An 11755-nucleotide genomic window follows, 5' to 3' on the forward strand; every position below is an offset into this window, starting at 1 on the left:
TACGATGGAAAGAAATTATGTGAAAATAGGCGTGGCCGGCCCGGTAGGCTCCGGAAAGACGGCCTTGATTGAAAGATTAACACGATCGATGTCAGAAGATTACAGCATCTGTGTTGTTACAAATGATATATATACGCGCGAAGACGCGCAGTTTTTACAAAAAAATTCCGCGTTGCCGGCAGAGCGCATTGCGGGCGTGGAAACAGGTGGATGTCCACATACGGCTATTCGTGAAGATGCATCGATGAATATCGAAGCGGTAGAGGACCTAGTACAACGATTTCCGGACACGCAGATTGTGTTTGTGGAAAGTGGCGGTGATAATCTTACGGCTACGTTTAGCCCTGATTTGGCTGATGTAACCATCTTTGTAATCGATGTGGCCGAGGGCGAAAAAATTCCGCGTAAAGGTGGACCAGGCATCACACGGTCAGATTTGCTGTTGATTAATAAGATAGATCTGGCGCCCTATGTAAACGCTGATTTGAACGTTATGGAAAGCGATGCTAAAAGGATGCGAGGCGAACGGCCATTTATTTTTACGAACCTGATGACATTGCAAGGACTCGAAGATGTCAAGAACTGGATTAAAAAACACGCCTTATTAGAGCAATAACAGTCGGTATTGATGGATAGTATAATCAAGATTAATGTAGAAAGAGAAGGAAATCGGAGTTTGCTGAAGGAAAGCTATCATAATGCACCCTATAAGTTGACGCATTATGGTTCGCCCCGGGCGCAAGATCATTTGGAAATGATTATCATGAGTGCCTCTCCGGGGATTTTGGACAAAGATTCGCTAGTAATCGATGTACATGTCAAAGAGAGTGCACATTTGAAGCTTTTTACACAGTCTTTCAATAAGCTACACCCGATGAAAGAGGGTGCTTCTCAAGAGACAAATGTGAGATTGGACAGGGATAGTGTTTTTAACTACGTGCCACATCCCGTAACCCCCTTTAAGGATTCTATTTTTAAGACGGTCAATACTATCCATATCGATGATGACGCAACCTTAATTTGGGGTGATATCATCAGTGCCGGGAGAATACATCGGAACGAAGTGTTTGCTTTTCAAAAATTGCACAGCATTACACGTATTTATAAAGATGGCAAATTGTTGGTGACTGATAATCAGTGTTTATTACCCCGGGAGCAGCCCGTATCTGATTTGTTGTTTTTTGAAGGATATACGCATCAGGCGACACTGTTTTATTGTGGTCCGTTCGCGAAGCTAATGAAAGACGAGATGGATGAGATTCTAACGATGGAGTATGAGGATGTCTCGTTTGGGTTTACCGAATGCGCGGATAACACGCTCATGCTGCGCGCAGTGGGCACGGATGGGGAATTGCTATATAGCTTTTTAACTATGTTGGCACAAATGTGTTGGGTCTTTACACATGATCAATTAGCGGTAAAAGCTGAAGAAACGACGAAGCTTGAAGCTGAAGTAGCACAGCGAGATATGGCGGGTACGGATCTCGAGAAGAAGGAAGTAAGAAGTGTAGTTGCCAAGAAGGCAAACACACTAAAGAAAACAGAGTCGAAAGGAGTAACCTCCAAAACGGTGGATACGAAAACAGCTGTCAAAAAGAAGACGGTAAGCAAAGGGGAAAAAATAGTAAAAAAAGATACGGAACGGAAGACAAGTAAGAAAGCGGTTTAAATATAAGATTGATATGCATGAGTTAGGTATTGTTAAAGATATTTTTAGAACGTTAGAAGAGGCTTATCCGGATAAATATGAAGCTATTGTCAAAATTAATCTGGAGGCAGGCTTGTTAAGCAGCTTGCAACCGATATTGATTCAGAATGCCTTCGAAGCGTATGTATTGGATGATACAAGGTTTAAAAATACGGAATTGGAAGTGTCTATATTACCTATCGTAGCGTATTGTAAAAGTTGTGATAAACAGTTTGAAGTGAAATATCATCGATTTGTATGCGACTGCGGGGAACCGTCAGATAGCATAATACAAGGTGAAGAATTAAGAATTAGTCAAGTAACATTTCAGGAGGATAAATAATGAGTAACCCAACAACCCCAAAGAGTAATCAAATGCCGGTAGGTTCGGTCCAGTGTGATAATACCACGCTGAATCTATTGAAGGCCAACGATTTCGTAGCCAAAGCAATTCGGGAGCGTCTGAAAGATGTCTGTGTTATTAATGTATGTTCTTCCCCGGGAAGCGGAAAAACGACTTTAATGCAAGAAACAGGCAAGCGTCTAAGCAGCGAGTTAAATATAGCGGTTTTAGTGGGCGACCCCGAAACCGAACGTGATGCTGTCCGTATGCGCGAAGTTGGCATCAATGCTTTACAAATTGTAACAGGCGGTATGTGTCATATTGAAGCACAGATGGTTTTGCAGGCACTGGATCATATCAATTTAGATGGTGTCGATTTATTGTTTATTGAAAATGTAGGCAATTTGCTTTGCCCTGCTGCATTCGACCTAGGAGAGGATTACCGCGTCACATTGCTAGCTTCTACCGAAGGTGATGATAAACCAAAGAAATATCCACGTATGTTCCTAACGAGTGAATTGATGCTTGTTTCAAAAGCAGATTTATTGCCTTATGTCCCGTTCTCGCTTGAAGCGGTAACAAAAGATGCACGTGAAGTTAACCCCAATTTGGAAATGATATCAATCAGTACATTAAATGGTGAAGGAATTGATGCATGGTGCAATTGGTTGAAACAGAAAGTGGCTGCAAAAAAGGCAGTGAGCATAGTATAAAAAACGATAAAAATGCATGCTTCCGATCCAAAAATAGACTTTTTACCGCTCCAATGGTATGAGGTCAATCGAACAGTAATCAGACGGAAGACCGAGGGGGGCAGCGATGTTTCCCTCTCTCGGTTTCCGAAGAATCCTATCCACGATGGCGAGGTTGTCTACGCCACAGATAAGGTTATCGTGAAAGCGCGGATTCAACCTTGTACATGCATCGTGTTACATGCGGACGATATGGCGACCATTGGAAGCTTTTGCTTTGATGTAGGCAATCGCCATTTGCCTATATTTTGTATAGACGATCAAATCGTAGTGTCTTACGATGGGCGTCTATTTCAAGCGTTATTTGGTAAATATGGGGAAAAGGTAAAGATGGAGACCAAAGTACTGGACGCAGAATATACCATCAAAGCTTTCGGAAATTACATGTAAGAAGATTGGTACAATATAAAATGATGCAAAGATATACAGGTGTAGATTTTAGATACGTGTCGTTATGGTGGTGTATTGCATTGCTGCTGACGAGCTGTCAACAAACTACACAGCATAACCATAAGGAAGGCAGCGCTTATGTTGCGGAAGACAGCAGGGGCTTAAAAATAGCATTGACCCAGCCTGCTAAACGGGTGGTGGTGTTGTTTGAACCCATGGTGGACGAACTGTATATGTTGCAGGCAGGGGCAAGCATCGTAGGCATTCCCGAACAGGTTTATCAAAATGAGTCCTCTTACCAGTTTTTGTCTAAATTAGATAAACGTATAGCGCGTAAAGAAATTGCGACACCCACCTATGGTGGGCGAGCGAATAACGTGGAGTCCATTGTTGGATTAAGACCGGACTTGGCTATCGTGTATGAGCAAGATAAGGAGACCATCGTTCAGTTGGAAGAGTTAAATATCCCCGTTTATGCTGTTTCCAGTAAAAACAAACAGCGTATTTACAAAGAACTACGGGGTGTTGCTACATTAGTAGGTAAAGAGGAGCGAGCAGAGGAGCTTATTTCCTATGTAGAAGAAGAGTTGATCAAAATGGAAAGACCGGTGGATAGCGTTCGTAAAAAGGTATATTACGCCTGGTCCAAAGGACGTATACTTTCGACTTCCGGCAGAGGCTCACTGATGGATTTATCCATTGAGGCGGCGGGCGCGACAAATGCTTGCACGTTGGAAATGGAAGCTCCGAATATTGGGGCGGAATCGCTGTACAGCTGGAATCCGGATATTATTGTGCTATGGAATTCTAAGTTAGCGGATGTCTATACACTTAAGGAGTTAACTGCCCTTCCTGCTGTGAAAAATAAAGAAGTGTACGTGCTGACACCTACGTTCAACTTTGACCCGCATACCCTTAAATTTATGCTTTTTGCCAAGCAGCTGCGGCATTGGTGTTATCCGGAAGAAAGCGCGGAGCTTTTGAAAACCCAAATTCAAGAAGCAATGGACAAGCTCTATCACAGCGCGAAGGAGGGGGGCTAAACTATGCAACAGCGTTTGAAGATCCTTCTGCTCGTCCTAATGCCGCTTGTCGTGTTGTTCTTCTCCCTGTCTTTGGGTAGTACGGGCTATATAGGCGTATTGGATTTAACCCGCTATACCTGGACGGCTATACAGCGGCTTTGGGCTGACGTGTCAGGAGAACCGTATACCGATATCGAGACCATCCTCTGGCAAGTCCGCTTACCTCGTATTTTGCTTACCTTCATGGTGGGAGCCGCATTGGCGGTGTCAGGAGGGGTGTTGCAAGCCATTTTCAGAAATCCGATTGTCGACCCGTTTTCATTAGGTATATCCTCCGGTGCGGCCTTCGGTGCGGCATTGTCCATGTTGATACCGTTGATACCGATTAATCTCTCTGCGTTTTTATTTGGGGTGTTAGCGGTAGGGATTACCTACCTCGTCTCTTATTCGGGTGTACGGACTTCGTTGATAACGATGGTACTATCCGGAATGATTATAACAGGTGTTTTTACGGCGTTCTTGACCATATTACAGTATTTGAGTGACCCCTATAAATTACAGGCCATTGTACAGTGGACAATGGGAAATCTGCACACGGCTTCATGGGATAAGGTACAGACAGCATTTTTACCGATAGGAGGCGGATTGGTGGCTATTGCTGCACTCCGCTGGAAACTTAATTTATTGGCGCTTGGCGACCAAGAGGCGATGGCAGTGGGGGTTAATCCCCGAAATATTAAGTTTATTATTGTAGGGCTTGCAACAATGATTACGGCATCGGCGGTCGCTTCGGTGGGCATGATTAGTTTATTCGGATTGATTGTGCCCCATATTAGCCGTATCGCCTTCGGACCTAACAATCAAATAGGCGTTTTCGCTAATATGAGTATCGGTGGAACATTTCTGCTGCTAATTGATGACTTCTCACGTGCTGTCATGCCATTTGAAATTCCGGTGGGTGTATTCACTATGATCTTGGGCGCACCCTTATTTATTTACTTAATGCGTAAAAATGCTGTAAACTGGAACGCATGAAAGAGTTGATACAAATTCATAACCTCTCCTTTTCGTTCGGAAAGCAGCAAGTGCTGGCCGAACTGACAGCAAATTTCTATGCATCCGAGCTGACGGTTATTCTTGGTAGAAACGGGAGTGGAAAATCGACACTTTTTAATATTCTATCGGGTATGGAACGCCACTATCAAGGCGAAGTGCTGTTTGGCAATCAAGATCGGAAACATATCAAGTGGGGAAAGAACAGTGATTTTCGGATCGGCTTCATGACGCAATTTCACCAAACTACTTTTCCGTTTACCGTGTTCGATGTGGTACTAACAGGTCGAGCCGCATTTTCTAGGTTTGCTCCACGGCAAGTGGATCTTGACTTAGTGGCAGAAAATCTGCGTGCCTTCGGGTTGTGGCACCTAAAGGATAAGCCATATACGGCGCTCTCGGGAGGGGAGAGGCAATTGGTTTTGCTGTGCCGAATTTTGGTGCAACAACCGGATGTACTGCTACTCGATGAACCAACAAATCACCTGGACCTGCATTACCAGGTTGCGGTGATGGAACATCTCAAGCGTTTGGTCGAAGCTGGTACAACAGTGGTGTCTGTGATGCATGATCCTAACCTTGCACTTTTATATGGCGATCGATTTTATGTGATGCAAGACAAAAAATTACATGGGTTAGAAGAGAAAGACCCAGCTGTGTTGCTTTCCACTTTAGAAAACACCTATAATGTTGCTTTAACAGATGTCCAGCATGATGGACGAACATTGATAATCCCTAAACGGAAGCGTTTATGATAAACGATATAGACATATTACCTGTAGGCATACGAGATCGTGAAGAAGTTATCGCCTACGTATTGAAAACACGGGAGCATCTATTTCCCATGTTGAACCATCAGGTTATACCGAGAGATTTAAGAGATTTTTCTTCAACGTATGTACACACCGATGTAGGGGCTTTTTTACAAGCGCGTACAAAACAAGGAAAGCTCATCGGCACCATAGGTATGATGGCATATGATAATCGTTTTCCCTATTTTTCTTTTACGGGGAGCAAGATTGTCGAAGTCGCGAGGTTATATGTTGAGCCCGCCTACCGGAAATCGGGTCTCGGGACAGCACTTGTACAGCGGTTGAAAACTATAGGAAAGCAACAGGGCGTTGAATTATTGTATTTACATACACATCCTTTTCTGGAAGGTGCTTATGAGTTTTGGTTAAAGCAGGGGTTCGATTTGGTCTTGGCATGTGAAGAATCTGGTTTTGAGACATTGCACATGACACTGGATAAGACGAAAGTGATAACGACAGATACTTTTACTTCATTTATGGAGAACCGCTGATGGCAAAAGCTTTTTATACGTTTTGTTTACTGTGTTGCGCAGTGATGAGCTATGCGCAAGTAGATACCACTGTCGTCACCTTAGAAGAGGTATTGATTACCGGTAGGCGGAACAATTCGTATTTAATCAATACGACGGAGCTGGGTGGTAAGTTTTCGGGAATATTGAAAGATCTCCCGCAATCGGTATCGTTAGTGAGTCGTGAATTCATGGAGGATCGACAAGCTTTTCAGATTACGGATATGGTACAGGATCTGGCCGGTGTGAGCCAAGCATCTGTTTATGACGATTTAACCATACGAGGTTTTAACAGTGGTTATGCAAGTGGTCTTCGTTTGGTGAACGGAATGCGCTCAGCCTATGGCTATGGGACTAGTTTTTGGCGTGCACCGCTAACAGCAAATTTGGAAAGTATCGAGGTGCTGAAAGGTCCAGGGGCTTCGCTATTTGGTGATATCGTACCGGGTGGGACGATTAATCTGGTGACGAAAAAGCCGCTCGAAGAACAAAAAACGAATATTGGTTTTAGTGTAGGAAGCTTTCAAACACTTCGGTCTACATTGGATATGGGTGGCCCTTTGGATAAAGACAGCCGATTTTTGTATAGACTCAATCTGGCTTACGAAGCGTCACGTACATTTCGAGATAATAACCAGCGAAAAAATATATTGGTTGCTCCCTCTTTTAGATTTCGTCCTGCAGAAGGAACACAGATTGATGTGGACTTAACCTATGATGATTTTGATGGGTTTTTGGATAGAGGTCTTGGCATCCGAAATAATGATTTCTATGGGCAGGATAGAGCGTTCAATGTAAATCAACCGACAGATTTTTACCGTTCCAGGTTCTTGACGTTTTCGACCCGTTTGTCACAATACATCACCAGCGATTTGTCTTTGCATGTAAACTACATGAAATCAATATATAGTGAGGATCTGAATGAATTCCGTACACTGAATACGTATGCCAATCCGCCAGAGAATACCATTATGAACATGCGCTTTCTTTCAAAGAAAGTAAAGGATTATACGGATAATCTCGTAAGTTATCTAAGCTACAACCTGCAAAAGCCAGGCCATGCACATCGTTTCGTGTTGGGGGTAGACTACGCACAATACGGTGGAGATAAAAATAACGTACAGCGCGAGGCAAGACGCCGTATGTTGGATGGAGAAGAAGTGCCGCTGACGATTGATCTGGAAAGCCCAGTACGGGATGTTATTGATGTAGGATCTTACGTGTGGTTAGCCCAAGCTGAATTTCCGTTTTTGAATCCGTACAAAAGTATAGGCTTTTATCTGCAAGACCAGATGACTATTGGTGAACGCCTAAACGTAATTGTCGGCTTGCGGCATGAATATTACCGTTCGAGTAGTGCGGATTTGGCGCGGTCTTATGAAACGAGCCAACACGCTTGGTTACCTCGTTTCGGGTTGACATACCATATCAATGACCAAGTGAATTATTTCGCGAGCTATTCGCAGGGATATGTTCCGGTTGGGGCAGATTTTATTCACAACCACGAACAATACGGTGGGGATCGCCCGTTTTTGCCCGAGCGTAGTTTTCAAGTGGAAACCGGATTGAAAGCAGGGTTCTTTAGCAATCAATTGCAAACAGAGCTTTCTATATTCCATATCGGTAGAGAAAACATGCTAATTGCTACAGGCGAAATGGGCGACAGTGGTTTTCCGGTATATAGGCAATCGGGAAGGGTTATCTCACAAGGGGTAGAATTGGATTTCAGAGGGCAGGTAACGAAAGAACTCCAGGTGATGGCAAATTACAGCTTTAACCGCACCGAGGTGAAATCCTCCTCGCGAGAAATGGAGGTCGGTATGCCATTAGCTAATGCACCGAAGCATATGGGGAGCATATGGATGAAGTATGTTATTCCGCATGCCGCGTTAAAAGGACTGGGATTTGGTGGTGGAACGAATTTTATGAACAGCAGGCGGATGGAGAACCCGATGGCAATAGACGATCAGGGGAATATGAGGTGGGGAGAATGGCCCGCTTACCAGGTCTGGAATGCCGCATTATATTATCATATAAGCGGAGCTCGGCTGAGCCTCAATATCAACAATATATTCGATAAGTATTATTATTTAGGTGGTTTTGATTATACAAGGGGTTTTGTAGGGACGCCACGGACAGCGATGTTGTCTTTAGGCTTTTCGTTTTAGTTTCGTAGGTACTATCTTCAATAATGTCAGGGAATACGGTAAACAATTTGGATAGTTGTTTGTACTATTATATGGGGAAAATTCATAAACTCCATATAACAGAAAGCGCGCATGAAAGACACGCAGAACTTGGAAGACCGTCTCAAAAGTATAACACAACCGAACGACAGTAACGATTTTACCAAAAGAAACGATAATACCAATAGCCCAAAACCGCGTTTACGTGTAGTAGACGCCATCGTCGTTATCATTGGTGTCGTCGTAGGAGCAGGTATTTTTCGGACCTCCTCCATTGTTGCCGCAAACACAGGTAGTTCGGAATTATTTCTCGGCGTGTGGGTGTTGGGCGGCGTGATTTCCCTTATTGGTGCGATGTGTTATGCGGAGCTGAGTACTGCTTTTCCCAATACGGGTGGCGATTATCATTTTTTACACCGGGCTTTTGGTCGACGCTTTGCATTTCTGTTTGCTTGGGCAAGAATGAGTATCATCCAAACGGGTTCCATAGCGTTGTTGGCATTTATAGTAGGCGACTATATGAGTGAATTGTATAGCGTGGGCGCGTTTTCTTCTTCGATATACGCCGCACTAGTAGTCATAGGGCTTACATTCGTTAATGTTATCGGTGTGCACGTCGGAACCGGCGCACAGAAGCTGTTTGTTTGTCTGCAATTCATCGGTTTACTCGTCTTGGTTATTGCCGGTTTTTTGTTCGTGCCCGAAAATAGCGTTGATACAACAGCCGAACCTGCCAGCTCAGGAATTACACCGGCAATAGGAGGGGCTATGGTGATGGTGCTATTAACTTTCGGAGGCTGGAACGAAGCGGGCTATATATCCGCAGAGATGCGCGGCGGCAGCAAGAAGATGGCTTTGGTAATGATAGCCAGCATCCTGATCATTACCGCTATTTATATACTAATTAATTTAGCCTATCTCAATGTCTTAGGCATTGAAGGACTGGCATCTTCGGAAGCCGTGGGGGTAGAAACAATGCGTGTCGTTATGGGAGACACGGGGGTCTTTTTTATAGGTTTATTGGTGATTCTAGCCGCGTTGACATCCACTAACGCAACTATTTTTACCGGCGCGCGTACCAATCACGCGCTGGGTAGAGATTTTCCGATTTTTTCCTTTATGCGGACCTGGAAGTCCGAAACGTCCACGCCTGTCAATGCACTTTTGGTACAAGGAGCAATCGCGATTTTACTGATTATTGTCGGCTCTTTTGCTCGTAGTGGATTCGAATCTATGGTGGATTTTACAGCACCGATTTTTTGGTTTTTTATTTTATGTACCGGGCTTTCGCTCTTTGTCTTGCGTTACAAGGAGCCACACGCGGTACGTCCCTTTAAGGTGCCATTATACCCGGTGCTTCCCATTATTTTTTGCCTTACCTCCTTGTACTTATTGTACTCCAGCCTGATGTTCGCTGGCAGTGGAGCGTGGCTTGGTGTAGCTGTATTGCTGTTGGGAATGGTGTTTTTCTTTTTCATACCGAAGTTGAAACAAAAGGTATGATTTGAGGGTACTATATTACGGTGGGCTTGGTTTTGTATAATTAATTGAAAAAATAATGTTTGGCTCTTTAAATTTTAAAAAAATGAATGCATTGAAAAACTATTTACTGGTCTTTTGTTTATTGGTCGGCTTCCAGGTCTTTGCACAAAAGCCTAATTTGGACGTTCCATATGTGCCTACAAAGCAAGCGGTAGTGGACGCGATGTTAGATTTGGCAGGCGTGAAGGCGGGGGATATCCATTATGATTTAGGTTGCGGTGATGGACGTATAGCAATCGCCGCTGCTAAACGTGGAGCTACATCGACGGGCGTTGATCTGGATCCGGAACGTATTAAGGAGGCGAACGAAAATGCAAAAGAAGCAGGTGTAACCGATAAAGTTACCTTTATACAGGGAAATCTGTTTGATTTTGACTTTAGTAAAGCCGATGTACTGACGCTCTATTTACTACCCCAAGTCAATTTAAAGTTACGTCCGAAAATCCTGGAAGAACTGAAGCCGGGAACACGTGTGGTATCACATGCTTTTGATATGGGCGATTGGGAACCTGAGAAAACCATCACCGTAAACGGAAGCACTATATTCTTATGGACTGTTCCTAATCGTTAATAGCTTTAAGTGTTCTTTTTTCCCTCAAAAAAGAACCAAAAAAAATCGTCGCTTCGGATGTTTTACATTTGGAATAGTACTAAGGATGAATTTGTGCAGTTGTAAAACATTCGGATGCGACCTTAAAAGTTAAGGAGGGGATGGTGCAAGGCGTAAATAAAAGTAAACAGAGGGTGTAAAGTAAACTGTGTCAAATAAAGAATTTCTATATTTAGACACAGAACATGAGTAAAGACAATTTTGACTTCGAAAGCTTCAAAGAGGAAGCTATGAAAGGCCTTTATGAGGGCAAGAAAATGGGCGGTACAGACGGAGTTTTTGCTCCGATGCTGAAACATCTACTGGAAAGCATGTTGGAGGGAGAGCTGGACCACCACCTACAGGAGAATAAAGCTTCCGGAGAGATCAACCGTAAAAATGGGAAGACGAAAAAAACGGTCAGGAGCCTTCAATCAGGACATTTTGAACTGGAGAGCGGCCGGGACCGAAACGGCACATTCGAGCCAAAAATAGTTCCTAAACGGCAGTTGATTATCACTGACGAACTGGAAGGCAACGTTATAGCGATGTATGCCAGGGGCATGAGTACGCGGGATATCTCGGGTTATGTTAAGGAGATGTACGCCATGGATATATCTGCTACGGAGATCTCCAATATTACCGACAAGGTTATCCCTGCGCTGAACGAATGGCGAAACCGCCCGCTTGAATCGGTATATCCCTTTGTTTTTCTGGATTGTATGCATTATAAAGTTAAGGACAATGGCAGTGTCCAGACCCGTGCGGTGTACAATATACTTGGGGTAAACAGGGATGGTCGGAAAGACCTGATCGGCATTTATCTTTCGGAAAATGAAGGGGCCAAGTTCTGGCTTTCGGTACTGA

At 43.8% G+C, this 11755-nt stretch carries 13 protein-coding genes; all 13 read left to right on the top strand.

Annotation, left to right across the window (positions count from 1 at the left end):
* Positions 1 to 4: 4 nt before the first annotated feature.
* Positions 5 to 616, top strand: a complete 612-nt coding sequence (gene ureG, locus C5745_RS07210) for an urease accessory protein UreG (protein ID WP_105716310.1) — start codon at positions 5 to 7, stop codon at positions 614 to 616.
* Between the two features lie 12 nt (positions 617 to 628).
* Positions 629 to 1669 (top strand): urease accessory protein UreD, encoded by a 1041-nt coding sequence (locus C5745_RS07215; protein ID WP_105716311.1) that lies wholly within the window; start codon positions 629 to 631, stop codon positions 1667 to 1669.
* A gap of 13 nt (positions 1670 to 1682) precedes the next feature.
* Entirely contained in the window at positions 1683 to 2030 is a 348-nt protein-coding gene (locus C5745_RS07220; protein WP_105716312.1) for a hydrogenase maturation nickel metallochaperone HypA/HybF, read from the top strand.
* The gene (gene hypB / locus C5745_RS07225) at positions 2030 to 2743 is read left to right on the top strand and encodes a hydrogenase nickel incorporation protein HypB (protein WP_105716313.1); all 714 of its coding nucleotides are present in this window, start codon (positions 2030 to 2032) and stop codon (positions 2741 to 2743) included. The genes C5745_RS07220 and hypB overlap by 1 nt, the downstream gene beginning before the upstream one ends.
* Positions 2744 to 2755: 12 nt before the next feature.
* Complete coding sequence (locus C5745_RS07230; RefSeq protein ID WP_105716314.1) at positions 2756 to 3172, top strand: urease accessory protein UreE; 417 nt, start codon at positions 2756 to 2758, stop codon at positions 3170 to 3172.
* 20 nt (positions 3173 to 3192) lie between these two features.
* Positions 3193 to 4215, top strand: coding sequence for an ABC transporter substrate-binding protein (locus tag C5745_RS07235; RefSeq protein ID WP_243403275.1), 1023 nt, complete (start codon positions 3193 to 3195; stop codon positions 4213 to 4215).
* 3 nt (positions 4216 to 4218) lie between these two features.
* On the top strand, positions 4219 to 5232 hold the full coding sequence (locus C5745_RS07240) for a FecCD family ABC transporter permease (RefSeq protein WP_105716315.1): 1014 nt from the start codon (positions 4219 to 4221) through the stop codon (positions 5230 to 5232).
* Positions 5229 to 6005 (top strand): ABC transporter ATP-binding protein, encoded by a 777-nt coding sequence (locus C5745_RS07245; protein WP_105716316.1) that lies wholly within the window; start codon positions 5229 to 5231, stop codon positions 6003 to 6005. The genes C5745_RS07240 and C5745_RS07245 overlap by 4 nt, the downstream gene beginning before the upstream one ends.
* On the top strand, positions 6002 to 6553 hold the full coding sequence (locus C5745_RS07250) for a GNAT family N-acetyltransferase (protein WP_105716317.1): 552 nt from the start codon (positions 6002 to 6004) through the stop codon (positions 6551 to 6553). The genes C5745_RS07245 and C5745_RS07250 overlap by 4 nt, the downstream gene beginning before the upstream one ends.
* Positions 6553 to 8739, top strand: coding sequence for a TonB-dependent siderophore receptor (locus tag C5745_RS07255; protein WP_105716318.1), 2187 nt, complete (start codon positions 6553 to 6555; stop codon positions 8737 to 8739). The genes C5745_RS07250 and C5745_RS07255 overlap by 1 nt, the downstream gene beginning before the upstream one ends.
* Positions 8740 to 8850: 111 nt before the next feature.
* The gene (locus C5745_RS07260) at positions 8851 to 10260 is read left to right on the top strand and encodes an APC family permease (protein ID WP_105716319.1); all 1410 of its coding nucleotides are present in this window, start codon (positions 8851 to 8853) and stop codon (positions 10258 to 10260) included.
* Positions 10261 to 10342: 82 nt separating this feature from the next.
* Positions 10343 to 10870 carry an SAM-dependent methyltransferase gene (locus C5745_RS07265; RefSeq protein WP_105716341.1) on the top strand — a complete coding sequence of 176 codons (528 nt, stop codon included), beginning with the start codon at positions 10343 to 10345 and terminating at the stop codon, positions 10868 to 10870.
* A gap of 224 nt (positions 10871 to 11094) precedes the next feature.
* A partial coding sequence (locus tag C5745_RS07270; protein ID WP_207795739.1) for an IS256 family transposase occupies positions 11095 to 11755 on the top strand: 661 nt, incomplete at its 3' end.

It is taken from the genome of Sphingobacterium haloxyli (assembly GCF_002980525.1).
Classification (GTDB): Bacteria; Bacteroidota; Bacteroidia; order Sphingobacteriales; family Sphingobacteriaceae; genus Sphingobacterium; species Sphingobacterium haloxyli.

Excerpts from the sequence above, each read along its gene's own strand:
- C5745_RS07255 (WP_105716318.1), top strand. The coding sequence starts at position 6,553 with ATGGCAAAAGCTTTTTATACGTTTTGTTTACTGTGTTGCGCAGTGATG.
- C5745_RS07240 (WP_105716315.1), top strand. The coding sequence starts at position 4,219 with ATGCAACAGCGTTTGAAGATCCTTCTGCTCGTCCTAATGCCGCTTGTC.
- C5745_RS07230 (WP_105716314.1), top strand. The coding sequence starts at position 2,756 with ATGCATGCTTCCGATCCAAAAATAGACTTTTTACCGCTCCAATGGTAT.
- C5745_RS07250 (WP_105716317.1), top strand. The coding sequence starts at position 6,002 with ATGATAAACGATATAGACATATTACCTGTAGGCATACGAGATCGTGAA.
- C5745_RS07245 (WP_105716316.1), top strand. The coding sequence starts at position 5,229 with ATGAAAGAGTTGATACAAATTCATAACCTCTCCTTTTCGTTCGGAAAG.
- C5745_RS07265 (WP_105716341.1), top strand. The coding sequence starts at position 10,343 with ATGAATGCATTGAAAAACTATTTACTGGTCTTTTGTTTATTGGTCGGC.
- C5745_RS07220 (WP_105716312.1), top strand. The coding sequence starts at position 1,683 with ATGCATGAGTTAGGTATTGTTAAAGATATTTTTAGAACGTTAGAAGAG.
- C5745_RS07215 (WP_105716311.1), top strand. The coding sequence starts at position 629 with ATGGATAGTATAATCAAGATTAATGTAGAAAGAGAAGGAAATCGGAGT.
- C5745_RS07235 (WP_243403275.1), top strand. The coding sequence starts at position 3,193 with ATGATGCAAAGATATACAGGTGTAGATTTTAGATACGTGTCGTTATGG.
- ureG (WP_105716310.1), top strand. The coding sequence starts at position 5 with ATGGAAAGAAATTATGTGAAAATAGGCGTGGCCGGCCCGGTAGGCTCC.
- hypB (WP_105716313.1), top strand. The coding sequence starts at position 2,030 with ATGAGTAACCCAACAACCCCAAAGAGTAATCAAATGCCGGTAGGTTCG.
- C5745_RS07260 (WP_105716319.1), top strand. The coding sequence starts at position 8,851 with ATGAAAGACACGCAGAACTTGGAAGACCGTCTCAAAAGTATAACACAA.